Here is a 23,929-nt window from a genome sequence, read left to right on the forward strand (position 1 = left end):
TTATCGCCGGCGTCGGTATTCCACCGGACGTGTAATTTGCCGACAGGCACTATCTAGCCAGTGCAGATTGAAGCAAGATGCTCTTTATGAAAAAAGTCGTTCTAGCGAGCTTCGCCGCGGTAGCCATGGCGCTTGGCGCAATCACCCTCGCGGCCCCGAGCGGCGCGGCGCCTCAGACATCCGGCACGGGCCAAATCATCGTCAAATTCCGCGACACCGTTGCTGCATCTGGCGTACTGCGTCAGCATGGCGTCAGCGAGGGCGCCGGAATCGGCAGCACTGGCGCTCGTCTGATTAAGGTGCCGGCCGGTAAGGAATCTCAACTCATCGAAGCCTTAAGCCGGAACCCTGCTGTTGAGTACGCCGAGCCGGACGAGCTGGTTACTGCCACTACTGCTGACCAGTATTTTCCTCGCCAGTACGCTCTGCAAAACAATGGGCAGTCATTCACCAACACCGCCAGCACGCTGACTGTAGCCGGGGGCAAAGCGGATGCTGATGTCGACGCCGTCGAAGCGTGGAGCGTCACGACAGGCAGCGGCATCAGAGTTGCTGTTCTAGATTCGGGTGTCGCAACTGACAACCCGGACATCAGCCCGAAGGTTGTGCTACGGGCCAATTTCAGTAGTTCGGCGACCGATGAAGACAACTACGGCCACGGCACCCATGTGGCCGGTATCGTCGCCGCCACACACAATACTTCCGGTGTAGCCGGCGTATGCCCCGGCTGCACGATCCTGGCTGGCAAGGTCCTCAATGACAGCGGGGTTGGATCTAGCTCAGGCCTTGCGAACGGCATCAACTGGGCGGTTAACAATGGCGCGAAGGTTATCAACATGAGCATCGGAGTGCAGGCGTCCCGCACTCTCGAAACTGCCGTCAAAAACGCCTGGAGTAAGGGTGTCGTGCTGGTTGCAGCAGCGGGCAACGGCGGGAATCAGGCCAAGATCTACCCGGGCGCATACTCAAACGTCATCGCCGTTGCCGCTACCGACAACACCGACGCCAAAGCATCGTTCTCAACGTACGGAGCGAGCTGGGTGGACGTCGCAGCACCCGGGGCCAACGTCTATTCGACCTTCCCGAACCACACGTTCGTCATCGGGACACAGAACAAGCGGTCTTTCGGTTATGACGTCGGCAACGGGACTTCGATGTCCTCACCGATCGTGGCTGCAACGGCCGCGCTTGCCTTCAGCTCCCACCCGGGCGCCACGAACACGTCAGTCCGCGCAAACATCGAATCAACCGCCGACAAGATTCCTGGCACGGGCACCTACTGGACACATGGCCGCGTGAACGCAGACAAAGCCGTCCGGTAGTCATAGCCCCGGCCGGCACCGCACGACCGGCCTGCGCCCGCATGAACGGCCGGGGCCAGGAGCGGTCATGCGGGGAGGGCCGCCCAAGCTGAGCTGGACCAGTCGGCCTAGGACTGAAGGGACTGCATCACCGAGAGGTGGCCCGCCCGGTCCGAAATGAGGCATTTGGCCAGGTAGAAGGGCCGGTTCGCGTGCCTGACGTACTGCGTCAGCACGAGGACCGGATCCGATGCCCGCAGGTCCAGGAGCTTGGCGCGGCTGGGTCCCACCTGGCTCAGGCCGATCTGGCATTCGCCCGGGCCCAATACCCGGCCGCCGCGTTTGTAGAGGGCCGCGAGCAGCGTGGTGCCGCCGTCGTCGTCGAGCTCCAGCGGGGCGGCGGCAGCGGAACCGCTGCCGATGCTGACCGGCCCGGCGGAGATGTTCTCCTGCAGGTGGGCGATGGCCTCGCCGTCGCGGATCAGGACGGATTCCCAGAGCCAGCAGTCGGCGCCGGGTTCGACGCCAATGCCGGGCGCGACGAACTCGGAGGCGGGCTGCCGTTCCCGCTGGACGCGTTTGATCTCGATGTGCTGCCCCGGGCCGCCGAGGACTTCCTCGAAGGGCCGGATCCGCTCGATGCCGATGCGGGGGAGGGTGTCGGAGACGAACCGGCCGACGCCGCGACGGGCGCGGATGAGGCCGTCCTCCTCGAGCAGCATCAGCGCCTCGCGGACCACGGTGCGGCTGACCTTCATGTCCGTGCCGAGCTCGGTTTCGGTGGGAAGCATGGAGCCGGGCGTCAGCATGTTGTTGCGGATGGCTTCGGCGATCCGGGAGTAGACGGCAACCCGGAGCGGTGAGCCGGGCTGGGCCTCCACCGGCTGGGCCAGGAACCGGACGGCGTCCTCGTGCACGTTTGCCTCGCTTGCGTTGTTCGGGAATTCCAGCCTAACAAGTGCTACGTGTTTGTTGGACAAGTCTTACCCGCGCTACGGAGGTGCATACTCGAGCCGTCGTTCGCGCTGAACACCTTTAATTCAAGAACCGGCGGGCCGGGAGTCGCAGGATCAGTGCTGCGCGCCGAGGACTGTATGGGCGATCAGCATATCGAGACGCCGCACATCCACCTTCTTGCCCACCTTGATCTTGATGTGGCCCGCGCGGGTCCACAGTTCCAGCTCAGCATCGAGATCAAATGTTCCGGCGTTCTCCGAGGACCACATGTTGATGGCCGAGTAGGGCAGCGAGTAAACCTCCACCTTCTTTCCAGTAATTCCCTGGGCGTCGCGGACGATCAATCGCTTGGTCGTAAAAATAGCGCTATCGCGAAATGTCTTGTACGCGGCCATCGGCTGCTCGCCTGGGACCATCAGCTCCCCAACATCATTTGGGATCGGACATTCGGCGACGAACATCCACGTGGTTACTGCTGCTGCCTCCAAGGAAGCTCCTTTGATTAGTGCGGGCTTGGGCTACCGCTTAGTCTCTCAAACCCGTACTCGTCGTCTTGACCTCCACAGGGTGTGTCGTATGGTGGTCCCGTTTTGGAAAGGACAGGGCTGTCCACTGGGCGCCAAAGTCCTCGGCGAAATTCGAGTTGGAATGCGGAAGTGGATGGCCGTGACCCTAGGTGCCCGAGGAATTGAAGCCCGGGTCAGTTATGGCGGTTTCGAGGAGTCGGTCGAAGCTGCTGATTCCGTAGTCGGGTGGGGTGGCCGCCAGAACGATTCGCGTCGTGGTCACCGCATCACTGTTCGGCCTAACGTTCTGCTTCGGCTGCGGTGAGGGCTCCGGGAGGACCTGCAAGTGCAAGCCGGACACTCCGTTCACAAGCAGTGGCAGGCTCCCGCCGTCGACGAGCAGTGAGCGGAACTCGTCAACGGAAAGTTGCTTCGCCTTATCCGCGGTGAGCTCAAGAATTACGTCGTTGACGGTTGCAGTCAGCCGCTGCAGGACCGCCCTCTCGCCCGAACTCTCACCCAGGATGCCCACCGCCGTGCAGACGGTGGCAAAGGACGCGACGAACAGCATCGTGGCGCCCACGTCCCTGAGCCAAGGCAAGCCGAGCATCAGGACAAGGCATACGACGAAACCGATGACCGAGAACCTGCCGAAAATGGCCCCCGCGCCGTCGGCAGGCCTGCCGGTCCATTCCTGGGAAGTGAAGCTGCAGATTACCCGGTGCTCAACCCTCGGACTTTGCATGTTCAGTTTCCTTTCACTTCCAGCAGCGCCTCGGCCAGGATGATGGCTTCCCGTGCCTCCCGGAGGCTTTCCCGAAGTCCGGGGTCGGGGAACCCATGGCTGATGTCCTCCGCGGGGACCGAAAGATCCGCGGCGATTTTGCTGAGGTTCTCCCGCTCCTGCGCGAGCATCTTGGATGACGTCAGCTTGACCTTGGACTTCTCCAGGTCAAAAAGTGAGGCGTTGATCTGGTCCCGGCGCGCCCGGATCACGCTGCACACATGCTGCACGCGCTGCGTACGGCTGCTGAACATCCGCTCCATCTTGACGGCGACATCATGAAGCTCACGCAGGGTGGCGTACGCCCGCACATCCTGGCTTCTGGAGTGCCGGTCGAGAAGTTGCCTGATTCGAGACAGCCGCTGTCCCCAAAGCTCGAGCCCTGCACGGTTCTGGTTGAAGAGCAGCTCGGCTGCGGCAAGGGACGTGTTCAGGGCGTCCCGCCTGGGGGTGAGCTTCCCGGCCGCTGCGTCCAGCCGTCCGATGAACTCGGCGTAGTTGTCGAGCGGCGGCACCGACGTTTCGTCCCTGCTCGCCACCTGCATGGCGGGCCCGGCGGAGGGCTCATTTGCCGACGTCGGTTGTTCCTTCGCTGTTCCGATCCGCGGCGGTTTGGCAGGCTTCCGTGGTGGGACGGCGCGGGGTTCTGGACTATCGTCACGTGCCCCGTTGCTCATGATCAGCCATCCCCATTCATGACCCGTCCAGGACAGCTTCATACTGCCCACAAACGGAGCAGGAGCGTCGACGCACCTGCGTGAGAATGCCCATTCTAAAGGTCGGAACGGGCGTTGTCTGCGGGGCGGCGTCAGCGGAGTCCTTGGCTTCCGGTGTCACGGGCGCGTTGCCGGCGACCGGGCACACAGCCCCGGCCGGGCCGGAGCTGCCGCCGACAAGCCTTCGCCGATCTTGCCGGAAACTTTCGCGGATCTTGAATGAACGGGGTGAGCATAAATTCATAGCCGAAAGGAGTGAACATCATGGCTGACGACAACGATGTGCTGGACTGGGTTTCCCCGCGCAAACAGCGCGAAATAGACAACCAGGCGGCATTTCTGCGGTATCTGCTGGAGCGTGAAGAGGCACAAGGCGGTGGGAAATGATGAACGATTACGTTCCCCGTCCCCGTGAACCTTATGATGCGCGTGGGGTCATCAAACGCGACCTGGCGAACATCATCGCCAAATACACCGATAAGGGCGACCAAGAAACCGCCGCTGTCTACATGGAAGCACTTGCCCGTTACAACGGCGACTGACACCGGCAACGCCTACCCGTTTCTTGACGAGGCGACCTGTCTGAACGGCGTCTGGCTGACTCCACCGCCCTGTTCAGCCCCTTATGGAAGTGTCTGTGGGTCCTAAACCTGATGGGGCCGCCGCGGATCCCGCTCCATCTCGGCGTCGATGCCGCGGCGTTGGCGCTGCAGTTCAGCAAGCCGCACTTCGGGATCCGTCTGCGACTGCTGCACCAGCTGTTTGGGGCCGGCGAAGATGCTGGTGAGCCGGGACTGGGTGGCCACGAAGTCCCGGCCGCGCAGGCTCTCCACCCCGCGCACCACGTCCTCCGCCGCGGCCGTCAGGTCGTAGCGGGGCTCGTCCTGGCCGGGAACGTAGTACTTCCGGAGCCACGCTTTTTCCGGGGCGGCACAGTCGTCCAGATACTCCGACGCCTCCTGCGGGAACTTGTCCTCACCTTATGTGTCCCTCAGGCCGAACAGGACGTCGTCCAGGCTGTCGATGAGCTGCTGGCGCCCCAGGTTGCGCTGGTTCGGGCCGGTGAAGGCCACCATGAAAAACGAGACTGCGAGAGGGGCGTTCAGGGTGCGAAGCAGCGACCATCCCGCGTGGTTCTCACGCTTGGGGTGTGCCGAGTCACGTCCTCTCAGTTCACTCTAAGGGCGCCGCTGACATTCTGTGGAGGAAGAGTCGGTGTAATGGCCAACGTCCGACGAAAGGGGCGCAAGACGGCGGGAAGCGGGTTGTTCCTCGAGGCTATTCAGGTTCAGGACCGACTACACTACGTTTCTCCTATGGCCATGGGCAAGCAACGGTGCTCTGACCCCCTATAGGAATTTCTACTCAAAAGGAGTGGGAAAGGTCATGAATCCACGAACCAAAATCTTTTTTGGTGTCATCGTCCTGTTGTTGGTTGTTGGCGGGGCGACATTATTTGTCTTCGACAACAGCAGACGGAGTAGGGCAGCGGAATACAACCCGCAGGTCAACCCCGCCGATTTCAGCACTCAAATCACCAATAAATACTTCGCCCTCCCTGTTGGCAAAAAACTGACGTACGAGACTACCCAGCAAGGAAGAGTCACCGAGAGGATCGAAATCGAAATCCTGCCGGAGACCAAGAACATAGAAGGCGTTGAAACGGTGGTCTATCTGGATAAGGAGTTCAAGAACGGGCAGCTGGTAGAGGAAACCCGGGACTACCTGGCGCAACACAAAAACGGCGATGTGTGGTACTTCGGCGAGGACGTGAACAACTACTGGAATGGGATGTTGATGAACCATTCCGGCAGCTTTCTCCATGGAAAAGACGGGGCAAAAGCCGGTATTTGGATGAAGGCCGAGCAGCGCGTTGGCGACTCCTATAAGCAGGAGTTTTACGTTGGTAATGCGGAAGACATCCGGGACACTCTCGCTACCGGCGAGACCGTCACCACGAAATCCGGCACCTACACCGACTGCGTCAAGGTCTACGACTGGACGCCGCTAGAAAAGAATGCACGGGAGCATAAGTATCACTGCCCCGAGGTCGGTGCCCTGGTGCTTACCGAGGACCTGGAGACAGGCAGCCGGTCAGAACTCGTGAATGTTGTTCAGCCCTAGGCTTTCCACAACACATCTCCTGCCGCCGGCTGACCGCCGAGACGTCAATGTTCGCGATTCTTCACGCGGCCGGTGAAGGCCGCCATGAAAAACGAGACTGCGGTCAGTCGTGGCTTGGAGCTGGCCGCGTCGGAGGGGAGCTTACATCCGCGCGAATTTTGCCTTCACCATCAGGTAGAGACCGTAACAGATCAGACCGGCGCCGACGGCGGTCAGCATGTACACCCCGTACGGCTGCTCGCGCAGCGCCTTCAGCCCGCCATCCAGGCCGGTGGACTCCTGAGGGTTGGCGTTAACGGTGGAAATGATGAACAGCAATCCCACCAGAAACAGTGCGACGCCCTCCGCTATGTAGCCGACCACTCCCAGCCCCGTCACGACAGACCGCGCGGTGCCCGAGGGTGGCAACCGCAGCTCCTTCTTGAACGATCCTTTGACTCCGAGGACCACGAAGACAAGGCCGGCGATGGCGATGGCGGCCCCAATGGCGATCAGCAGGAACGCACCCCCGGGCGCTGCGATGATGGAGACCGTGAAATCGCTGGTGGACTGTCCACCGGTCTGGCTGTTTCCGCTGGCGGAGGCGGCGAACGTCAGGGCGATGACGGCGAACACCACCGCCTTGCCGGCTGCGGAAAGCTTCTTTGCCACTTTCTTCCGGGCCTCCAGCTGACCGTAATCGAACACGGCGTTGCTGGTTTGCCAGAGTGCCAGAGCAACGCAGGCGGCAAATCCGGCCCACAGCAGCAGCAGCCCCTGCGGTTGGGAGGCGAGTTGGGCGACGGCACCGGCCTGATCCGCCGGTCCTGCCGGTCCTGCCTTGACTAATGCCAGCTGGATGGCGACGGATCCGATCAGAAGGTGCAACAAGCCGCTGACGGCAAAACCTGCCCTGGCCGCAATGACAAGAGCCTTGGAGTTCGATGCATCCTCGACCGCATTAGCGGCGTCCTTCAACTCTTTCTTCATTGCCGATCCTCAGTGCAAGCGCATGCGCAGTTGCGGCGGTGCAACACGTCTATTTTGTCACGCTAGTCCGCGCTCTTACAGGCGTGGTCGAAGTCAGCGGACGCGGGCATGCCGGAGTGCCGGCGCTGATGTGAGCGTGGCAGATCAGCTGTTTCCGGGATCGACGAGGCTGTGCTCGTTCTCGTCCTGTGCAGGGGCATCCTTGAGTCCCAGAGGTGAAAGATCCATGTCCTCCACCGCGGCGCCAGTTTCGTTCCCCTCGGCGTCCTTGTCCGCAGCCCCACTTTCCGGTGCCGCTCCCTTATTCATTGCCCGTGACTCGGACGCTCCATGTGTGTCAGCGCCGGGATTTACAGACTTGCCAATGGTTTCTTCTTCACCGGCAGTTGTATCGGGGGTTTCTGCGGCGGGGACGGGATTCTGTGTCATGAAGTGTCCTTATCTTTCCGGGTAGTAAAGATCTAGTGGTGATACGCCACCCCGACCAGACTTACCCTTAGCCCGCCCATTCTGCGCCTGCCAATTCCCCGTATCATCACTGTTCTTCCGTCGTGGGGTGGACAAACAAATTGAAGTAGGGCCAAGGCATCCGAGGAGCCCAAAGCTCCTTCTCATTCTATTCTTCGGAGGGCCGTCGCGGCCGCCGTCGCGGGCGATGGTTTTGGCCAAAACCTTCTCATCTCCGCGTCAGGCCGACGATGAACAAGCCAAGAAAGGCGATGGTGGTCAGAACGTCGTCGAACATGTGCCCCCCAGGATCTCAGTAGATGCGCTTCGGTTCGAGCGTTGACCGGCGGCTACTTCTTGGTCCGTGGCTTGGAGGCCTTCGGCTCCTTCGGCGGCAGCCCGGCGACGTAGTTGTAGGCCTTGGTCACCCATGCCTTTTCTCGCGCTTCGTCACCGGCGCCTTCGGAGTTCCAGATCTCCGGCAATCCCGTGTATCCGCCCATGGGCCGCTCCTCCGGTCCAAAGGGGACAGTCCGTTCAGACGCCTCCAGTTCTGCCCGGTCGGTATCCGACAGCCGGACGCCGATGGTGGGCCCGAAGAGGCCCGCGAACATGTTCCCGTTGACGAAGGCGCCAAGGTTTCCGAACATCGGCTTGACCACGACGTCGGGGTCGGATGGCATGACGGCGCGGAAATGTTCCTTGTCCGCCTCTGACGGCTTGGGCATCTGCATGGCTTCTTCTTCCTCATTGCGGGGCCTGATGGGTTGGTTTGTGTGAAGCATATTGCGTTCCGGGGGCCCGGGCGAGGCTAGGTGCCGGTGATCCGGCTTTGAAATTCGGTGGTGCGTTCACAGATCAATTCGCGTTCGTATTAGGCCAAGGCCAGCGAAGAATCCGACGACGACGGCGGAACTGCGGCCCGCCATGACGCCGGCGTTCTCGCCGAAGCCGGCTTTCATTCGAAGCGGGTAGCCGTCATTGCCGTATTGCCCCGGACAAGGCTGAACGTCGCGGTGACCGCTCCGAGGGCCAGCAGCAGGCTGAGGCCCAGGGCCATGAAGTAACCGGGGGCTGGCCAGGTCACCCGGTAGGTGTCGTCGATGAACGTCACCATTAGCCAGGCCACGAGGAATCCTAGGCCGACCGAGAGCAGCAGCACGGTCAGGAGCGGGACTGCCGCTTCACGGGTGATGATCCGGCGCAGGACGGACACCGGCATTCCCATCAATCGCATAAGTCCGAGGACTCGCTTGCGGTCCAGCACGGCGGAGGCGGTGGCGACGGCCAGGGACAGGCCGGCGATTGCGATCGCGACGAACATGCCGAGGTAGGCGAGCACGGCCAGGCCTTGAATCAAGCGGGTGCTGGACTGCAGTCTGAGGTCCAGCGGGGAGGTGGCCGGGATGGCAGTGATGCCTGAACGATTCAAGGCTGTCCGGGCACGGTCCATGGCTTCGGGGGTCCCGTCGGTGCCGAGCACCATCACAATCGGCACCATCCGGCCCAGATTGGCGGCGGGCGCCGGGTTCAGGGCAAGAGGTTGCGCTGTCCAGAGGAACGACGTATCGACGGCGACGATCTGTGCAGCTGGAATGTCTTCGAATCCGAGGCCGGGAGCGTCCGCGGCGCGAAGGTAGATTTCCGGACCGGAATCCGGTCCGGAAAGGACTGCCGGGCCGTAGCCGACGGTGGCGCTGCGGATTCCGGGCAGTTCTTTGGCCTGGCGGGCGGCCTCCGCGACCTGGCCCGGGGTGTGCCCGGTGCCGACGGTCGCATAAAGGCTGGTGGGCTGAAGCAGGCCGGGCCGGGCCGGAGGCGCCTCTGTTGATTCGATGATGCTGGATCCTCCGGCGAACACGGAGACGACGAACACGGCAATCACGAGGCCTGATACGGAGCGGAACGTCGCCACCGGGGCTCTTTGGATCCGGCTGGCGGCAATGACTCCCGCCGCGCTCCGGGCCTGGCGCAGCCCCACCCCGCTCACCAGCCGGGTAAGCCACGGGCCGATGACCACGATGCCAACGATGATCAGCAGAAAACCGAGGATCAGGAGCGGGAATTCCAGCCACGGCAGCCGCACCTCCATGACCCGGATCATGAGTACGGCCGTGATCATGGAGGCCAAGCCGGCCAACAAGGGAACGCTGCGCCACATGGTGGGTGTTCTTTCGTGCATGGCCCTCGTCACGCCCAGCGGGCCAATGCCTGCACGGGCCGTGCGGTGCGCGGCCACGAGTGCCGAGGCTGCGACCACCACGGCGATGACGGCGGCGGCGGCCGCCCAGCCTATGGTCAGGTCGGCGGCGAACATCCTGATGCCGTTGACCGGTATCTGCGCGGCAGCCGGCCTCAGCGCGACGGCCAGCACGACGCCCATCACAGCGCCGACCAGACTGGGGACAGCGGTTTCGACGGCGGCGATCCGGGAGACAACCTGTGGGGATGCGCCAATGAGACGCAGGGTCGCGAAGCGTTCGCGGCGCTGGGCAGCACCCAGGCCGGTGACAATGCTGATCAGCAGCAGGACGGGGAAGAACACCGCAATTGCCCCGATGGACAGCACCGTGCTGTAGGCGGCAGCGCTGCCGCCGTAAGGGTTGGTGGTGAAGTCTGACACCAGGGACGCTCTCCCGCTCTGGCGGAGCTCGGCTTCCGTTGCCCCCGTGACCACGATCAGGGAATCCGGTCCGGGCAGGGCAGCATCGTCAATGGTGCCGGCAAACTGACCGAAACGATCGCCAAGCTCGTCCCGTGGCGTTGACTCGATCAGACGCTGCAGCGCCGGAGACGCATAGTACTGCCCCGGCGCCGGAGGGCTGCCGATCCCGGGGATCTTGACGGTGGTCGAGCCCAGGCTCGCGAAGTCGCGGCGGTTGATGAGTTGATCTCGGAAGACCTCCACCGGGTTGGCCTCCATGAGCGCTGTGTCGGCGGTCAGCGGCACGGGTGTTGCCGGTCCTGAAGCGCTCGGATCGTCCGTCGTCAGGGGAGCGGCCACGGACGGCCGTCCGGTTTCGCGCAGCCAGGCACCACGGTCATCGCGGGCGCTCAGACCGTTGGCACCGCCCCACAGCAGCAACAAAAGGCACACTCCAACAGCGACCCCTCCAGCGATTCCCGCGAGCCGACCGTACGAGGACCGGCTGCCGACCACTGCCAGTTTCAGCAACCCGGAATTCACGCGGACACCCGGTAACCGGCGCCGATTCCGCCGTCGCGCACGATGACTTCCCGGTCCGCGTACGCAGCGGTGCGGGCATCGTGGGTGATCATCACCACGGTGGTTCCCGTTTCGCGGACCAGCTCGAGCATGAGAGTCAGAACGTTCTCTGAGGCGAGGGAATCCAGTGAACCCGTGGGCTCATCGGCAAACAACACGGCAGGTGAAGCCACCATCGCACGGGCAACGGCGACGCGTTGGGCCTGGCCTCCGGACAGTTCACCGGGCAGCTTGGCGCCCATCCCGTCCATACCGAGCCGGGCCAGCAGATCACTGGACCGGCGCAGCGCCTCCGCTCGCCTGGTCCCGGCCAGGAGCAGTGGGAGGCTGACGTTATCTACCGCCGTGAGTTCCGGCAGCAGCTGGCCGAACTGAAAGACGAAACCGAAATCGGTCAGACGCAGCCGGGCCCGTTTCGGCTCCCCGAGGGCACTTGTTTCCAGCGGCGACCGGCCGGCGGGACGGTAGGTGACCGAACCGCCGTCGGGCACAAGCACACCGGCGAGGCAGTGCAGCAGCGTGGACTTGCCGGATCCGGACGGACCCATGACGGCGAGAACTTCCCCTGCATGGACATCGAGGTCGATGCCCCGCAGTGCCGCGGTATGCCTAAAGGAGTGGTGCAAGCCGCGGGCACTGAGGATGGGCGCGGTGGTGTCATTGGTGCTCATGCCTTCTGGAGCTCCTTCTTGAGTTGAATCAGGCGGGCGCTGGTGAGGTCGATCCAGCGGAGGTCGGCTTCGATGTGAAACAGGCCGTGGTCGCACATCAGGACCTGCAGCAGGTCTGCGTCTTTCTTCAGGCGGGTCAGTTCACGCATGCGGGCCATGTGTTCGCCGCGCTGCACATCGAGCAGCCGGTCGGCGTCGTCGTCGAGCAGCAAGGCGATCACGGTCTTGGCAAAGAGCTCGCTTTGCAGGTGCTCCGAGGGAACGACAGGAGTGAACAGCCACTCGCGCACCGTGTCCTGCCCGGCCGCGGTGATCTCGTATTTCTTCCGGTCCGGACCGCCCCCGGTCTCCTCGCCCAGGGCCCGGATCAGCTCGTCACGAACCATCCGGGCCAGCGTGGAATACACCTGGCCGAATGCCAAGGCCTTTCCAGCCCCGAAGTACCGGTCATAAGAATGTTTGAGGTCGTAGCCGTAGCTCGGCTCGAGGCTCAGGAGCCCCAGCAGGGTGCGGGAGGTGTTCACGCCTCAATCTATACACTGAGCGAATAGTGAAACACCAGCTTCGCATCCAATAAATGTGGCCATGTCCCGGCCCGGCTGAAGTTCACGGCCCTCCGAACTTCGCCGACCTTCGCCGACCTTCGCCGATTTGTCCGTTTGGTAAACCCGAGCCGGAAACCCGTGTACAGTAGAGACCGTTGTTGTGTTTGTATTTGGTAGTTCAGGCAGTACGCGCGGTCGAAAGTCCGCGTTCTTCTGAAGTAGCGGTTTTGAACACCCCACACCGGAGGACCCGAAAGTCGGGACTTTTCCTCCACCTTCACGAAGGACAAAAATAATGGCTACTGGTACCGTCAAATGGTTTAACGCTGAAAAGGGCTTCGGCTTCATTTCCCCCGATGACTCTTCACAGGACGTCTTCGCACACTACTCTGCGATCGCCTCCTCCGGCTTCCGCTCACTCGAAGAGAACCAGAAGGTCTCCTTCGAAACCGAGCAGGGCCCCAAGGGTCCCCAGGCCGTAAACATCCAGGCTCTCTAAGACTTAGCTTCTAGCTAACTCTTCTGAGTCCGGAACCGTAAGGTTTCGAGCAGGGTCCGTCTTTGACGGGCCCTGCTTTTGTTTAACCCGGGTGTGCCCGTCCGCAGCGCTCCCCGCTGCACCGGCGTGACTGAGCCGGACTTAGCGGGAGGCCATTCTGGCGACGATGAAAATCAGCCACAGGGTGCTTAAGCCCACTGCGGTCCAGCCCAACGCCCTGCCGGCCGACGCCTTGACCCCGAGGGCCTCGGCCTTGTTCGCCTGAACGAGCGCCAAAGGGCCAAATACGATGCCGAGGATAAACAGCCCGATGACTCCGAAGATGGTGGAGTTCAAGCGGTGGCTCATGCCCTGCCTGTAGTCGCGTTGTACAGCGGCGTCGCTCGGGGTACCGGGGTACTGATCGCCGGAGGGCGGTGCGATGTATGCGAAGTCGGTTTTCTTCGACTTGTTCATGGAGGTCACCACGAGTACGACGACCACCGCCACGATGATCAGGAAGATGACTATTAGCGCCCACGGTCCGTCGAAGAGCCTACCCATGTGAAATTCCCCCACTTTGAAGTTGTTTAGTTGTCTGGTTCGGACGGCTTTTAGTTGACTGCTATCCGTGCTGCTCTCTTTGGGCGAGCCGCTCGAGTTGCCATCTATGCACGTCGGGCAGCCAATCCAACGCGGCCGATGGACCGACCCGAGGGTCGTCGGGATCACGGCCGTCCCGCAGGTCCTGCACGTACGCGCGGTCCTGTTTGATACGTGCTCGCAGCTGCCCGACTCCGCCGACTGAGCCGTGACCGGGGATGACGGCATCAACGTCGTCGGCCACGCCCTCGAACAGGCGCAGCGCTGCGAGGTAGTCCTCGAGCGGATTCGCGGCCTCTAGGTCGAGGAACGGCATCAGGATGTCGGAAAGCATGTCGCCGGCGACGAGGACGCGGCCGTCCTCGATCAACAGCGCCGCATGGCCTGGGGCGTGGGCCTGATGCTCGAAGATCCGGACTCTGGGGCCATCCCAAGGAATCTGCGCAGCTTCGGCGGGCAGAGCGGTGATGTGGCCGAGCAGATCCATCGGGATATCCTCGGCGTACTCCGGCGGTAGCCCCTCGGCAATGCGGTCCTTCCAGTCCGCGTTCGACAGCAGATCTTGGATGGAGGCCGCGCAGCGGGCCGTACCGTAACGGGGCGGCGCGCCGAAGCTCGCGTGCCAGAGCACGTGGTCCCAGTCAGGATGCGTCGAGAAGCCTGCCACAACGGGCTGGCCCAGCTCGCGGAGGTCGTTCGCGAGGGCCGCCATTTCGTCGCCGGTTATACCGGGGTCGATGAGCAACACGCCGTCCCGGCCCTGCACCACAACGGAATTGCTCTGGATGAACTCGCTCTCGTGAACTAGAACGCCCTCAGCGACTTGCTTCAGCATGAGATGCCTTCCGCTTGTGGTTTGCGACCGCTGGTCGAGACGGTAGTAGCTGGCGGTAGTAGATGGCAAGCACTCTGGGCCCTGCTCGCCCTCTCTCTTGCCACAGCGCCTTAGCCAAGTATCCGCCCAGTCTTGGTTTAGATCACCGGTGCTATATACCGTTCGATCGGTTAGCCTCAGGGCATGGGCGGCCTCTTCAAGGGTGGAACGGACGACCGCTGGGAGAACGCAGCGCGAAGGGCACAGGGGCTGGCTGACCATGGGGTGGGCCCCGTGCTCCGCAGGTACTACACGGTCTACTTTCCGATTGGGCTGATAGCGCTTATCGCGACGGGCGCTGTCGTCACCGAGATGGTCTTCGGCGATGACGCAGAGTGGCCAGAGTCCCTCAGTGGCGGGATTATCCTGGCCGGAATCGGGGCGCTCATCAGCGGCCTGGTCTACAACGCGAGGACGATAGTTCCCGCAGTCGAGGCTGGACGCATCGGAGTCGTCATGTCGCTTCGGGACGATGAAAGGAAGGGCATCCGGCGGCAGGTCCTTGGGAAGGAACCGCTCGTCCCCGAACACCTTGCCGTAGCTCGTGGTTTTGCCGTTCAGACGAGGAAAGCCATGGAAACCCAGATTGTTCTTCTGCCCATGCTCCCCCTGGTTCTTATTCCGCAGGCTTTTCGGACGGACACCTTTATCTGGTGGCTTACCGCCACCGCCATCGCCATCCAGGTCCTGGCTTCTATAATCGCTGTTCGCCAGTTCCTCCAGGCCGGTCGGTTCCTTGCCGCCACCGCAGGGCAGGGAAACACCGAGTGAGCAATCACTGACCCCTCGCGGCGATGCCGTGGCGCTGCGCCAGGAACGCCTCCAATGCGGGGTTGTCGATCCCCTTCGCCAGCCAAGGCACTGCCTGAGCGGCTGCCTCATCTCCGAGCACTGCCCGGTGCGACTGCGCCCGGACCACAAACTCACGCATACCACTGCGGCCGGCAAGCTCGGCCAGCCGCTCCACGAACTCTGAAACACGCGGGGATCGAGAGGCGATCGCAACTTCCGCCGCAGTATCCAGCAGTTGCGCCGAGTACCACAGGTACCACGGTTTGGGTTCGAGTCCCCGGTCAATCCAGTGTTCCGCGGCCGCGAGATCGCCGTGGGCCAGGAACAGCCGCGCCTCGGCACCTGCGGCCAGGACCATGTAGCAGTGGTCGCCGGCAAGCTCGGCCAGCACCCATGACCTGTCGATCAGCGCCGCGGCCTCCTCCAGACGGCCGGCGGCGAGGTACGTTCCGCCCCGGAGACCTGCCACTAACGGTTCGAATGCCGTCCAGTGTTCTGCGGCAATCCAGTCGCGGGCCCGGTCCAGCGAATGGGCCGCCTGATCCAGTTCGCCGCGAAGCAGCCTCACCCTGCCGAGCAGCGCCTCGCTGAAGGCCTGCTGCCGGCGGTTCCGGACTTCTTTGGCGAGTCGTCCGGACTCGGTCAGCGCCGTCACGGCGTCCTCATACCTGGCGGTATCCGAGGCGAGCATGCCCTGAATCCCCAGAATTCTTGCCTGTTCGTCGGGGAACTCCTTGGCCGCCTGCATCGCGCGATCCAGCCAGCCGGCAGCGCGGTCCGGGACACCGCGCTGCACGGACAGGAATCCGAGCTCGCGGTACGCGGCAGCGGCAGTCCGGGAGGCGCCGTCGGGACCTTCCGCCTGCAGCGCCCGGTGCAGGAAGTCCGCCACCTCGGCGCCGCGGCCGCCCGCTTGGTGGATCAGCGCGCCGGACAGCGCCACAAGGGATTTGGCGAGCAGATGCCGGTCGGCGGTGCGCTGGGCCAGCACGACGGCGAGCCGCAGCTGATCCAGTCCCCGGTCGACGGCGCCCGCCGAGAGCGACGCGCCGCCGGCGTCGAGATAGGACTGCACCGTGGCCGTGGTCGCGGGCATTTCGGCGTCCGCCTCGGGAGCGGCGTCGTACAGGGCTCGGCGGACCTCCGCGGGCAGCGGCAGGCCCAGCTCGTGGCGGTAGAGATTCCCGCATTTCGTGACGTGCTCCCGGGCCCGGCGGTGCTCGCCCAGTGCCACGAGCGCCTTGACCAGGACGGCGTTGCAGTCGGCGTGGAAGGGATCCCGGTGCAGCGCCAGCGACGCCAGCTCCGCCGCCGCCCCGGGATCGCTCGAAGCGAGGGCGGCCAGCGCGGCCTCATAGAGCATGGACTCGGCGACGTTTTCGAGGCGGAAGCGCTGGTCCGCCAGCCAGGAATCAAAGACCGGGCAGTCCGCGAAGGACAACCCCTCCAGCAGTTGGCCGTTGACCGTGCGGGGATCGAGTCCGGGACCGCTGCCCGCGTCAACCGCCTCCACGGCATCGCAGCGCCACGGCGGCCGCACGTCCAGCCGCAGGGGATCGCCCGCGATTTTCACGCCCTCGAGGGTCCGCCGCAGCTCCGACAGGTTCCAGCGCAGGGCGCCGAGCGGATCCGCGGCATCCGGGAACAGCAGCGCGGCTGTCCTGGAGCGGCCGGTGCCCTCCGCCTGCAGCGCGAGATACGCCAGCACCGCCCAGGCTTTGCGGCCTCGGGGCTGCGGGGGAGCGGCGCCAAGGGACTCGATCCGGGGCGGACCGAGGAGCCGGATCCACGTCTCGGCCATACCGCCCATGGTACTGCTGCGGCTCTCCGGCGTCTGCGCTGCTTCACACGCTTACTCACACGCAAGCCGAACACACTGAACTCACCAATCAGCACACACACTCAACCGAGGTGCATCACCATGGAACTGCTCATCCTCCTGCTTGCCGGACTCTGGGTTGTCTCGGCCACCGTCCGTTCGGTCCTCACCGACGGCCGCGGCCACACTCCCGGCGTGCGCTCCACCGAGCCGTGGAACGCAGGCAACCTTCCGAGCGTGCCGTTCTCGGAGGCGCGGCTCTAGCGGGGTTCGGCCGGCTCAACAGGACGTCCGACGGCGGGACGCCGGCAGATCTGCCGACCTCCCGCCGTCGGACTCACGATCCGCCCTTCCACCGCTGTTCCTGTCCTTAAGGGCGAGGAGTAGGGTCGATATATGTCTGTGTTTTCTGACCAGATTGATCCCCTGCACTATCCGTGGAGTCCGCCCAAAGCCTCGGGTGTCCTGCATGGCGATGATTTCCTGCCGCTACAGCTGGCGGCCGACCTTCCGCTGGGGCGATCGATGCTGCTGGATGGCGCAGACGATTCGCTGTCCTCCTGCCTCAATGAGGCCCTGGCGGCAGCCAACGCGGAGCCGCTGGACTCCCGATCACCCGTGGTCTCGATCGGCTCAAACTCCAGTCCCGAGGTCCTGCGGAGAAAGTTCGGAAGCTCCGGGTATCCCGTCAGCAGGATTCTGCCGCTGGCCCGGGCTCAGTTGCACCACATCGGTGTCGGCCATTCGGCTCACGTGAGCATGGCCGGCTACATTGCGGCCGCCCCGTACCCGCACCGGGGGAGGCGGAGCACAGTGTGGGTGGCGTGGCTTGATGCGTGCCAGTTGGCGGCGCTCGACGAGACGGAGCCGAACTACCGGCGGATTGAACTCAATAACGAGGACTGCCCGCTGGTGCTGGACAACGGCGAACGTCCGGAGACTTTCTCGCTCTTCGCGTCGCGTTGGGGCGTGCTGACCGATGGTCAGGGCAGGAAGCTTCCCTTCTTGGAGCAGTCCGCGCTCTTTCAGCTCCTGGCGGGCAGCGTGGCCGCGGAATATCTGCAGGACGGGCAATCAGTCTTTGAGGGACCGCCTGAACGGGTTGCTGAGCAGCTCGCGATGCCTTCGGTCCAGGCAGGGGCGAAGGAATGGTTCCGCGCGGCGGGGTTGGCAGTGCAGGTGGACCTCGGTGCTGTGGGTTTGGGGTAGGTGCGGTTGGCCGGCAGGGCAAGGGTTCCCGGTGCCGTTGCTGCCGGTACATTTCAGTGACACGGGCTCGGGTGATGGCGGCGCCGCACTCCGCGGCCTGAAAGTGCGGGAGACTGGTAGCCACGACAAAGAAAGCGGAACACATTGATTACTCTCCAGCAGGACGCAGAAGGCTTCATCCGGATGAACCGGCACTTCCCGGAAAGCGTCCTGATTTCCATCACGTTTGCCGACGGCACGACGGAACAGGTTTCCGGCGGCCGGCTCAATAAGGCTTACGACGAGGCCCTCGCTGAATACCGCGCCCAGAACCACCTGGATGCGAAGGGATTCTCACGGTCGCCGGCGAAGAAGAAGACCAGCCCGGGCAACAAGATCGACTTCGTGAAGGTCCACCCCGGCATGGGTGAGTAGCTGTTGATCGAGCCTGTCGAGATCAAGGGACCACGATTGGTTTCGGCAGGCTCAACCAGCGAGGGCCTTGATGACCTCCTTGGCCACGTCCTCGCTGGACTGCGGATTCTGGCCGGTGATCAGGTTGCCGTCACGCACCACGAAGCTGGACCAGTCGGGCCCGGTCTCCACCACAGCGCCCTTCTCCCGCAACGCCGTCTCCACGAGCCACGGCGTGTTTTCCCCGGTGCCGCCGCCCAGCTCCTCCGAATTCGCGAAGACCGTCATCCGGCGCCCGGCGAAGGCGAACGCGCCGTCGTCGGCGGAGGCGCTCAGCAGACCCGCGGGACCGTGGCAGAACGGCGCGATGATCTTGCCGGCGCCGTTCGCCTCCACGAGGATCCGGCCGAGGTCCTTGTCCCGGAAGAGGTCGGTCATGGGACCGTGGCCGCCGGGCAGAATCACCGCGTCGAACGCGGAAGTGTCGACGTCGGCCAGCACCAGCGGCGCGAAGAGGTCGACGTCGATCATGTCCAGATAGGTGCGGAAGTCTTCCGCCCTCTCCTCGCTGCCGACAGAGCCCGCCTCCAGACTGACCTTGTCCACGGTGGGCTTGATGCCGCCGGGAGTGGCGAAGTCCACCGTATGGCCCGCTTCGAGCAGCGCCCGGTGCGCCACCACCACCTCCTCGGCCCAGTAGCCGGTGGGGTGCTTGCTGCCGTCCTTCATCGTCAGCGAATCGGCGGCCGAAACGACCATCAGGATGTTAGCCATCGGGTTTACTCCTTTACTTTGTGGCTCTCGCGGATAAGCGGCTCAACCCGCGGTCCATTCCCTCAGCCGCAGCTTCGGTTCCTCGCCGCCGTGCCTTTGCACCAGAATTTGGTTCACGCCCGTCAGTCCATTCTCGAACCCCAGCGCGCTCGACGCCATGTACAGCCGCCAGATCCGGGCTCGTCCTGCACCGGCGAGTCGCACTGCCTCGTCCCAGTTCTCCTCCAGGTTCCGCACCCAGGCCCGGAGGGTCAGGGCGTAGTGCCGGCGCAGGGCCTCGACGTCGAGCACCTCGAAGCGGCCGCCCTCCAGCGCCACCACCATGTCCGCAAGGCTCAGCATCTCGCCGTCGGGAAAAACGTAGCGGGGGATGAAGGAATCGGGATCATCCTCGGTGGGCCCGGCGTTCCAGGAGATGGCGTGGTTGAGTAGCCGGCCGCCCGGGCGCAGCAGCGAGCGCAACTTGGAGACGTAGTGCCCAAGCTGTTCGCGGCCCACGTGTTCCGACATTCCGATGGAGCTGATCGCGTCGAACGGCCCGTCGTCGAGGTCGCGGTAATCCTGGACGCGGATGTCCACCCGTTCGGTCAGTCCGGCCTCGGCAACCCGCTTGCGGGCCTGCTCCGCCTGCTCGGCGGACAGCGTCACCCCGACCACGTTCGCCCCGTAGCGTTCCGCGGCATGCAGCGCGAAGCTGCCCCAGCCGCAGCCCACATCCAGCACCCGCATCCCGGGCTTCAGCGCGAGCTTCCGGCAGACCAGATCGAGCTTCGCTTCCTGGGCGGCCTCCAGCGACGTGTCCTCGCTGTCAAAGACCGCGCACGAGTACACCATCGACGGGCCAAGGACCAGACGGTAGAAGTCGTTGCCGACGTCGTAATGGTGCGAGATCGCCGCGGCGTCCCGCTTCTTGGAGTGCCGCCGGCCGTGCTTTTCCACCTTCGCTTCCTCAGGCGGCGGCGCGGGGTTCGGCCCCACCGCACCCAGCTGGACGGCGGTGGTGAGCAGCGTCCCCAGCTCACGCGCCGTTGGCTTCCGGAAGGGGCCGGGCTCGGCAAACTTTCCAGCGGAGCTCAATGCGGTGAAAGCCGCGAAGATGTCTCCGCGCGGGTCGATTTCCCCCGCCACATAGGCCCGGCTCAGGCCGAGCTGCCCCGGCGACCACAGGATCCGGCGCAACGCCCGCCGGGACCGGAACTCGATGACCGGCGCGTCGGCCGGGCCCGCTTCCGAGCCGTCCCAGGCCCGCAGCCTGACGGGGATCTCCTCCGTGCCCAGGACGACGGCCAGCGCTTCGGCCAGCCGTGGTGCCACACCCGATGTCTTTGCCATGTTCGTCGCCTCTCGTCCGGTGCTCGCGTCAGGCTGCGGCGGGGACTGCGCCATTGCAGTCCCTGCCACTAGAACCTAAAGCTACACAAGCCCGCGGGCCCCGCACAGAGAGACAAACCGGTCCCGTTTTTCGGGTCGGTCCGCCTCCGGCCGTCCGCTCCGGTCCCTGAGCCGCCGCCGTCCGCAGCAACCGAGTCTGGACCGAGAATCCGGGCGGTGGGATCCTGACCCTGCAGGCATCATCGGAGAGCGGGAGGCAGGTAGCGGACCATGGACGAATCAGCGGATACGCGGCAACGGCTGTCCCACCGCATCGACCAGAAGCAGCAGGCACTCCGCTCGTACATTGGACGGGAACGGCCGCGCCGGAACAAGCTCTCCAACATCAGCGTTGTGGGCAGTGCGCTGGCCGCGATGCTCACGGCCGGCCCGGCCGTAGGAGGCACGGGATTCACCGAAGCGATCCGGGGAATCTTCTCGCTCGGTGATGATTCCGTGGTGTGGCGCTTCCTCTGCCTTGCCGCCGTCATCCTCTCCGTCGCCGCGGCCCTGGCCACGAACTTCGCCAATTCACACGCGCTCGCCGAGAAGGTGAGTGCTGCCGAGACGGTAAACGCCCAGCTGGAAGGGCTGCAGGTAACTCTTAACTTCGGCCACATCGCCATCGACGAGGCATTGAAGCTGTATCAGCAATACGTCGCCCAGGTGCCGTTCGTGGATGAAGTCCCGGTCCGCTGAACCGCGCCATAACAAGAACGCACGACGGCGGGCGGCCGGTGTGAGCTTCATCGCCTGGTGGCGGCGTTTTGTGATCGCTATGGCGTTAGTGACCCCGCTGGGGTGTTTGGGATGAAGAGGCGCTGCCTAAAAGCAGGAGTAGTCGTAATCGAGTCCCGCCGACACATACTGCGTCACTGTTACCGGGCTGCCGGGCGTCAGGCCAGGCAGAGAACAATTCGACTTCGCTCCCCGCAGGGTCCTGGCACCTGCAAGCCAGCTTGGCAGCCCCGTGAGGGGGCTGCTGGATGGCACGGTCCCGGCGATAATTCCCCACTGATAGCTTGTCGAGTAAATTCCGACACCGGCGTCTTCACCGTCGGCGTCTTCACCTTCGGCAGTGATGCTCTTGAAGTAGGCGACCATCCCTTCAAGGTCCGCCCGGTTCAGGTCTGTCTTGGTCTGCCAGCTATTGCCCGTCTCCACATCCAGCCACCAGAAATACTCGCCGGGGTCCGTCACGCCTCGGCTAGTAGCGTCGTCATAAGCCTTCGCGTAGCCGTACATGTACGAGCAGGCGAGGTCGACTGCGCCTGCGCAGGTCCCATAGGGATTGGCAACTTGCACATCGGGGTAGATGTTGGACGACGGCCACCAAGAGCCCTCATGTCCTGGGTTGGCAGTGTTCACGTATAACGCAACCTTGGGCTGCGCAGTTCCCCCGGTAGAGTCAGCGGCCCAAGCGAGTTGCTCAGCGAGGCAAGGGTTGGTGTTATTGGCCAGTCCGCCGGTCACGCCCACGATCGCGAAGGCTTGCCCGCTGGGAAGGGTCTTACCGCACTGGGGCCAGGACACGTCGTTGCCCACCAGGTCCTTATTTCGGGAGGGCGGAGCCGCTGCGACCGGAGCCATTCCTGTGACCACTAGTCCAAGAAGGGCCAGGAACGTGCATGCCATCTTCATCCCAGAACGAGTCATGCCCAATGGTACGTCTGCCTCCGCAATGAAACGCCGATGAGGCCCGGGGATTCAATCGATCGTCTGTCCGTTGCGCTCGAACAGGCCTCCGTCATTCTTAGGGTTCGACGGCGGTCGTGCAGCACGGCGGCCTCCGTCGCCTTCCGTCAAACTTGGGCTGGTTGTGCCCGTTGGAGTTCACGGCAAACGGTTGTGCGAGAGACGTCGAAGTTCCACGGGGCGCCGGACCCTCCGGCCGTCGTGAAGGGATACCACCGTTACCGTGCACCCGTTTCTGTCCGGAGCCTTGGCGAAGGACTAGCGAGGCGAGCAGGACTACCCCCAGTTGTGGGGGCAGCAGTAGTCGTACCAAGGTCTCCCCAAGGTTCAGCGATAACTATTTAATCCTTTCGGATGACGCTTCTCATCCGAGGGCTACCTACGGTGACGGCTTCGAGGCTCTTCCGTCAGCGCGTCGCGCATCCTCCCGCGCATCCTTCAAGCCAAAAGGCCCTCTTGACCCGTCTTCCCTTCCAGATGACCTAGAGGTCATCACGCACTCACTTATCCGACTCATCACGCTCTTGGTTCTCCTGCTGGCGATGCTCCTTCCCGCCGGCGGCGCAGCCGCTGGCGCGACGCTGGCGGTGAAAGGAAAAGAATCATGAAGAAACCATCGCCCCGAGGAACAGAGATCACACGAGTCAAATCAGGGGCACACCCGGGCACTGTTCGTGGAACTTCCATTTCCGCAGGTATGGGTGTGACGGCTACTTACACTCACACCCGAGCGGGTCTTGCAGGGCGCCTGGGGGCGCTGGCCGTCGTTGTCGCCGGGCTGGTGGCCGGCTCGGTAGCCATGCCGGCCGCCGCACAGGACTCCGAACCGCTGGATTACGTCGCCCTGGGGGATTCCTATACCTCGGGCATCGGCGCGACGAACATCAGCATCTCCCCGCTCTACGGTGATCCGGAGAATGCGCAGCCGTGTTTCCAGGCATCGCCGGGCTACGTGGACGTGCTGGACGCGCGGGACGACGTCCAGCTCACGGCCAACGCCGCCTGCGCGGGCTGGACCGCCGCCATGGTGCCCCTCCAGGTCCAGGTGGCGTCGGCCGCGGACCTGCTGAACCCAGAAACGGACTTGGTCACCATTACCGCCGGCGGCAACGACGTCAAATTTTTGGACGTGCTCCAAGCATGCCTGTTCCGCCCCCTGAAGGACTGCAAGACGGCCGTCAAGACCGCCGAAGCAGTTGCCAGGACTGAGGTCCTCCCGGCCCTGACCGATGCCTACGCGGCCATCCGCGCCAAGGCACCCAGCGCCAAGATCGTCGCGCTGGGATATCCGCACCTGTTCTCGCCGGCATTCGGGGAAAACCCCTTCATCGCGGACGAAGCCGCCAAGGTCTTCAACAAGGGTACGGACACGCTGAACAAGGTCATCGAGGAGGCGGCCAAGAAGTCCCCCGGGACCGTCTATGTCGATGTCACCGACGAGTTCGCCGGCCACGGCTTCGGCTCGCCCGATTCCTGGTTCGTTTTCAACCCGGCGAACCCCTTCGACGGCGTGAGCTTCCACCCGACGGCCACCGGGTATGCCGAGGGCTACTATCCGGCCGTCATCCGCGAAGCGGGAATCCCGGCGCTGCGGGACTGACGGGCATCCTGGCGCGGCTGTCGTACCGCGCCAGGACGCCGTCCCAGCCTCGGTCTTTCATGAGGCCTGGCCCTT

27 protein-coding genes and 1 pseudogene are annotated in these 23,929 nt (G+C 63.9%); 11 read left to right on the top strand and 17 right to left on the bottom strand.

Going from position 1 to position 23,929, the window contains the following annotated elements; all coding sequences use genetic code 11:
• Window positions 1–86 precede the first annotated feature (86 nt).
• On the top strand, window positions 87–1,322 hold the full coding sequence (locus CXQ90_RS10105; RefSeq protein ID WP_104138929.1) for a S8 family serine peptidase: 1,236 nt from the start codon (window positions 87–89) through the stop codon (window positions 1,320–1,322).
• Between the two features lie 107 nt (window positions 1,323–1,429).
• Here CXQ90_RS10105 and CXQ90_RS10110 read toward each other — a convergent pair whose 3' ends face one another.
• The 4 genes from CXQ90_RS10110 to CXQ90_RS10125 all read right to left on the bottom strand — a co-directional run bounded on the left by CXQ90_RS10110 (window position 1,430) and on the right by CXQ90_RS10125 (window position 4,225).
• A complete protein-coding gene (locus tag CXQ90_RS10110) occupies window positions 1,430–2,218 on the bottom strand; it encodes a GntR family transcriptional regulator (protein ID WP_104138859.1) in 789 nt (262 codons plus the stop codon).
• Window positions 2,219–2,371: 153 nt separating this feature from the next.
• Window positions 2,372–2,746: a PH domain-containing protein gene (locus CXQ90_RS10115; RefSeq protein ID WP_104138860.1), complete on the bottom strand. Its 375-nt coding sequence runs from the start codon at window positions 2,744–2,746 to the stop codon at window positions 2,372–2,374.
• A 184-nt stretch (window positions 2,747–2,930) separates the two neighbouring features.
• On the bottom strand, window positions 2,931–3,509 hold the full coding sequence (locus CXQ90_RS10120) for a hypothetical protein (RefSeq protein ID WP_104138862.1): 579 nt from the start codon (window positions 3,507–3,509) through the stop codon (window positions 2,931–2,933).
• Between the two features lie 2 nt (window positions 3,510–3,511).
• Window positions 3,512–4,225: a hypothetical protein gene (locus CXQ90_RS10125; protein ID WP_146068880.1), complete on the bottom strand. Its 714-nt coding sequence runs from the start codon at window positions 4,223–4,225 to the stop codon at window positions 3,512–3,514.
• Window positions 4,226–4,528: 303 nt separating this feature from the next.
• Here CXQ90_RS10125 and CXQ90_RS22875 point away from each other — a divergent pair, with 303 nt between their 5' ends.
• Together CXQ90_RS22875 and CXQ90_RS22360 are read left to right on the top strand one after the other, a co-directional pair.
• The gene (locus CXQ90_RS22875; RefSeq protein ID WP_258064463.1) at window positions 4,529–4,651 is read left to right on the top strand and encodes a hypothetical protein; all 123 of its coding nucleotides are present in this window, start codon (window positions 4,529–4,531) and stop codon (window positions 4,649–4,651) included.
• On the top strand, window positions 4,648–4,806 hold the full coding sequence (locus tag CXQ90_RS22360) for a hypothetical protein (protein ID WP_181038510.1): 159 nt from the start codon (window positions 4,648–4,650) through the stop codon (window positions 4,804–4,806). The genes CXQ90_RS22875 and CXQ90_RS22360 overlap by 4 nt, the downstream gene beginning before the upstream one ends.
• A 102-nt stretch (window positions 4,807–4,908) precedes the next feature.
• On the opposite strand, the pseudogene CXQ90_RS22880 reads toward CXQ90_RS22360, so the two are convergent.
• A pseudogene (locus tag CXQ90_RS22880) lies at window positions 4,909–5,436 on the bottom strand (DUF3375 family protein).
• 214 nt (window positions 5,437–5,650) lie between these two features.
• On the opposite strand from CXQ90_RS22880, the gene CXQ90_RS10135 reads away from it, so the two are divergent.
• Window positions 5,651–6,388: a hypothetical protein gene (locus CXQ90_RS10135; protein ID WP_104138866.1), complete on the top strand. Its 738-nt coding sequence runs from the start codon at window positions 5,651–5,653 to the stop codon at window positions 6,386–6,388.
• Window positions 6,389–6,529: 141 nt separating this feature from the next.
• Here the strand turns inward: CXQ90_RS10135 and CXQ90_RS10140 are convergent, their stop codons facing one another.
• From CXQ90_RS10140 to CXQ90_RS10165, 6 genes are all read right to left on the bottom strand, one after another.
• Window positions 6,530–7,357, bottom strand: a complete 828-nt coding sequence (locus tag CXQ90_RS10140; protein WP_104138868.1) for a DUF1206 domain-containing protein — start codon at window positions 7,355–7,357, stop codon at window positions 6,530–6,532.
• A gap of 144 nt (window positions 7,358–7,501) precedes the next feature.
• Window positions 7,502–7,786 carry a hypothetical protein gene (locus tag CXQ90_RS10145; protein ID WP_104138869.1) on the bottom strand — a complete coding sequence of 95 codons (285 nt, stop codon included), beginning with the start codon at window positions 7,784–7,786 and terminating at the stop codon, window positions 7,502–7,504.
• 368 nt (window positions 7,787–8,154) lie between these two features.
• Entirely contained in the window at window positions 8,155–8,538 is a 384-nt protein-coding gene (locus tag CXQ90_RS10150) for a TfoX/Sxy family protein (protein ID WP_104138930.1), read from the bottom strand.
• 224 nt (window positions 8,539–8,762) lie between these two features.
• Window positions 8,763–10,901 (bottom strand): ABC transporter permease, encoded by a 2,139-nt coding sequence (locus tag CXQ90_RS10155; RefSeq protein ID WP_258064464.1) that lies wholly within the window; start codon window positions 10,899–10,901, stop codon window positions 8,763–8,765.
• Between the two features lie 86 nt (window positions 10,902–10,987).
• Window positions 10,988–11,701 (bottom strand): ABC transporter ATP-binding protein, encoded by a 714-nt coding sequence (locus CXQ90_RS10160; RefSeq protein ID WP_104138872.1) that lies wholly within the window; start codon window positions 11,699–11,701, stop codon window positions 10,988–10,990.
• Window positions 11,698–12,225, bottom strand: coding sequence for a PadR family transcriptional regulator (locus CXQ90_RS10165; protein WP_104138874.1), 528 nt, complete (start codon window positions 12,223–12,225; stop codon window positions 11,698–11,700). The genes CXQ90_RS10160 and CXQ90_RS10165 overlap by 4 nt, the downstream gene beginning before the upstream one ends.
• Before the next feature lie 316 nt (window positions 12,226–12,541).
• On the opposite strand from CXQ90_RS10165, the gene CXQ90_RS10170 reads away from it, so the two are divergent.
• Complete coding sequence (locus CXQ90_RS10170; protein WP_024365339.1) at window positions 12,542–12,745, top strand: cold-shock protein; 204 nt, start codon at window positions 12,542–12,544, stop codon at window positions 12,743–12,745.
• A 141-nt stretch (window positions 12,746–12,886) separates the two neighbouring features.
• Here the strand turns inward: CXQ90_RS10170 and CXQ90_RS10175 are convergent, their stop codons facing one another.
• Together CXQ90_RS10175 and CXQ90_RS10180 are read right to left on the bottom strand one after the other, a co-directional pair.
• Window positions 12,887–13,288, bottom strand: a complete 402-nt coding sequence (locus CXQ90_RS10175) for a hypothetical protein (RefSeq protein WP_104138875.1) — start codon at window positions 13,286–13,288, stop codon at window positions 12,887–12,889.
• Window positions 13,289–13,349: 61 nt separating this feature from the next.
• Entirely contained in the window at window positions 13,350–14,162 is an 813-nt protein-coding gene (locus tag CXQ90_RS10180; RefSeq protein ID WP_104138877.1) for an MBL fold metallo-hydrolase, read from the bottom strand.
• Between the two features lie 183 nt (window positions 14,163–14,345).
• Between CXQ90_RS10180 and CXQ90_RS10185 the strand changes: the two genes are divergently transcribed.
• Window positions 14,346–14,972 (top strand): hypothetical protein, encoded by a 627-nt coding sequence (locus CXQ90_RS10185; RefSeq protein WP_104138878.1) that lies wholly within the window; start codon window positions 14,346–14,348, stop codon window positions 14,970–14,972.
• Between the two features lie 4 nt (window positions 14,973–14,976).
• Here CXQ90_RS10185 and CXQ90_RS10190 read toward each other — a convergent pair whose 3' ends face one another.
• Window positions 14,977–16,794, bottom strand: a complete 1,818-nt coding sequence (locus CXQ90_RS10190) for an SARP family transcriptional regulator (protein WP_258064465.1) — start codon at window positions 16,792–16,794, stop codon at window positions 14,977–14,979.
• A gap of 120 nt (window positions 16,795–16,914) precedes the next feature.
• Between CXQ90_RS10190 and CXQ90_RS22365 the strand changes: the two genes are divergently transcribed.
• From CXQ90_RS22365 to CXQ90_RS10200, 3 genes are all read left to right on the top strand, one after another.
• Complete coding sequence (locus CXQ90_RS22365) at window positions 16,915–17,076, top strand: hypothetical protein (RefSeq protein ID WP_181038511.1); 162 nt, start codon at window positions 16,915–16,917, stop codon at window positions 17,074–17,076.
• Window positions 17,077–17,208: 132 nt separating this feature from the next.
• Window positions 17,209–18,021 (top strand): hypothetical protein, encoded by an 813-nt coding sequence (locus tag CXQ90_RS10195; protein WP_104138881.1) that lies wholly within the window; start codon window positions 17,209–17,211, stop codon window positions 18,019–18,021.
• A gap of 144 nt (window positions 18,022–18,165) precedes the next feature.
• Window positions 18,166–18,435, top strand: a complete 270-nt coding sequence (locus CXQ90_RS10200) for a hypothetical protein (protein ID WP_104138882.1) — start codon at window positions 18,166–18,168, stop codon at window positions 18,433–18,435.
• A gap of 51 nt (window positions 18,436–18,486) precedes the next feature.
• On the opposite strand, the gene CXQ90_RS10205 is transcribed toward CXQ90_RS10200, so the two are convergent.
• Both CXQ90_RS10205 and CXQ90_RS10210 read right to left on the bottom strand, forming a co-directional pair.
• Complete coding sequence (locus tag CXQ90_RS10205; RefSeq protein ID WP_104138884.1) at window positions 18,487–19,188, bottom strand: type 1 glutamine amidotransferase domain-containing protein; 702 nt, start codon at window positions 19,186–19,188, stop codon at window positions 18,487–18,489.
• Between the two features lie 42 nt (window positions 19,189–19,230).
• Window positions 19,231–20,520 (bottom strand): cyclopropane-fatty-acyl-phospholipid synthase family protein, encoded by a 1,290-nt coding sequence (locus CXQ90_RS10210; protein ID WP_104138885.1) that lies wholly within the window; start codon window positions 20,518–20,520, stop codon window positions 19,231–19,233.
• A 270-nt stretch (window positions 20,521–20,790) separates the two neighbouring features.
• On the opposite strand from CXQ90_RS10210, the gene CXQ90_RS10215 reads away from it, so the two are divergent.
• Window positions 20,791–21,258 (top strand): hypothetical protein, encoded by a 468-nt coding sequence (locus tag CXQ90_RS10215; RefSeq protein ID WP_104138887.1) that lies wholly within the window; start codon window positions 20,791–20,793, stop codon window positions 21,256–21,258.
• Window positions 21,259–21,384: 126 nt separating this feature from the next.
• Here CXQ90_RS10215 and CXQ90_RS10220 read toward each other — a convergent pair whose 3' ends face one another.
• Window positions 21,385–22,215: a hypothetical protein gene (locus CXQ90_RS10220; protein ID WP_104138888.1), complete on the bottom strand. Its 831-nt coding sequence runs from the start codon at window positions 22,213–22,215 to the stop codon at window positions 21,385–21,387.
• A 742-nt stretch (window positions 22,216–22,957) separates the two neighbouring features.
• Between CXQ90_RS10220 and CXQ90_RS10225 the strand changes: the two genes are divergently transcribed.
• Window positions 22,958–23,854: an SGNH/GDSL hydrolase family protein gene (locus CXQ90_RS10225; RefSeq protein ID WP_181038512.1), complete on the top strand. Its 897-nt coding sequence runs from the start codon at window positions 22,958–22,960 to the stop codon at window positions 23,852–23,854.
• Window positions 23,855–23,929: the final 75 nt, after the last annotated feature.

It is taken from the genome of Arthrobacter sp. ZGTC131 (assembly GCF_002929275.1).
Taxonomy (GTDB): Bacteria; Actinomycetota; Actinomycetes; order Actinomycetales; family Micrococcaceae; genus Arthrobacter.

Bases quoted from the DNA above. Each gene is read 5' to 3' on its own strand.
- CXQ90_RS10170 (WP_024365339.1), top strand. From the start codon at position 12,542: ATGGCTACTGGTACCGTCAAATGGTTTAACGCTGAAAAGGGCTTCGGC.
- CXQ90_RS10125 (WP_146068880.1), bottom strand. From the start codon at position 4,225: ATGAGCAACGGGGCACGTGACGATAGTCCAGAACCCCGCGCCGTCCCA.
- CXQ90_RS10185 (WP_104138878.1), top strand. From the start codon at position 14,346: ATGGGCGGCCTCTTCAAGGGTGGAACGGACGACCGCTGGGAGAACGCA.
- CXQ90_RS10150 (WP_104138930.1), bottom strand. From the start codon at position 8,538: ATGCAGATGCCCAAGCCGTCAGAGGCGGACAAGGAACATTTCCGCGCC.
- CXQ90_RS10215 (WP_104138887.1), top strand. From the start codon at position 20,791: ATGGACGAATCAGCGGATACGCGGCAACGGCTGTCCCACCGCATCGAC.
- CXQ90_RS22875 (WP_258064463.1), top strand. From the start codon at position 4,529: ATGGCTGACGACAACGATGTGCTGGACTGGGTTTCCCCGCGCAAACAG.
- CXQ90_RS10120 (WP_104138862.1), bottom strand. From the start codon at position 3,509: ATGCAAAGTCCGAGGGTTGAGCACCGGGTAATCTGCAGCTTCACTTCC.
- CXQ90_RS10205 (WP_104138884.1), bottom strand. From the start codon at position 19,188: ATGGCTAACATCCTGATGGTCGTTTCGGCCGCCGATTCGCTGACGATG.
- CXQ90_RS22365 (WP_181038511.1), top strand. From the start codon at position 16,915: ATGGAACTGCTCATCCTCCTGCTTGCCGGACTCTGGGTTGTCTCGGCC.
- CXQ90_RS10145 (WP_104138869.1), bottom strand. From the start codon at position 7,786: ATGACACAGAATCCCGTCCCCGCCGCAGAAACCCCCGATACAACTGCC.
- CXQ90_RS10195 (WP_104138881.1), top strand. From the start codon at position 17,209: ATGTCTGTGTTTTCTGACCAGATTGATCCCCTGCACTATCCGTGGAGT.
- CXQ90_RS10140 (WP_104138868.1), bottom strand. From the start codon at position 7,357: ATGAAGAAAGAGTTGAAGGACGCCGCTAATGCGGTCGAGGATGCATCG.
- CXQ90_RS10180 (WP_104138877.1), bottom strand. From the start codon at position 14,162: ATGCTGAAGCAAGTCGCTGAGGGCGTTCTAGTTCACGAGAGCGAGTTC.
- CXQ90_RS10135 (WP_104138866.1), top strand. From the start codon at position 5,651: ATGAATCCACGAACCAAAATCTTTTTTGGTGTCATCGTCCTGTTGTTG.
- CXQ90_RS10105 (WP_104138929.1), top strand. From the start codon at position 87: ATGAAAAAAGTCGTTCTAGCGAGCTTCGCCGCGGTAGCCATGGCGCTT.
- CXQ90_RS22360 (WP_181038510.1), top strand. From the start codon at position 4,648: ATGATGAACGATTACGTTCCCCGTCCCCGTGAACCTTATGATGCGCGT.
- CXQ90_RS10175 (WP_104138875.1), bottom strand. From the start codon at position 13,288: ATGGGTAGGCTCTTCGACGGACCGTGGGCGCTAATAGTCATCTTCCTG.
- CXQ90_RS10220 (WP_104138888.1), bottom strand. From the start codon at position 22,215: ATGACTCGTTCTGGGATGAAGATGGCATGCACGTTCCTGGCCCTTCTT.
- CXQ90_RS10210 (WP_104138885.1), bottom strand. From the start codon at position 20,520: ATGGCAAAGACATCGGGTGTGGCACCACGGCTGGCCGAAGCGCTGGCC.
- CXQ90_RS10160 (WP_104138872.1), bottom strand. From the start codon at position 11,701: ATGAGCACCAATGACACCACCGCGCCCATCCTCAGTGCCCGCGGCTTG.
- CXQ90_RS10190 (WP_258064465.1), bottom strand. From the start codon at position 16,794: ATGGCCGAGACGTGGATCCGGCTCCTCGGTCCGCCCCGGATCGAGTCC.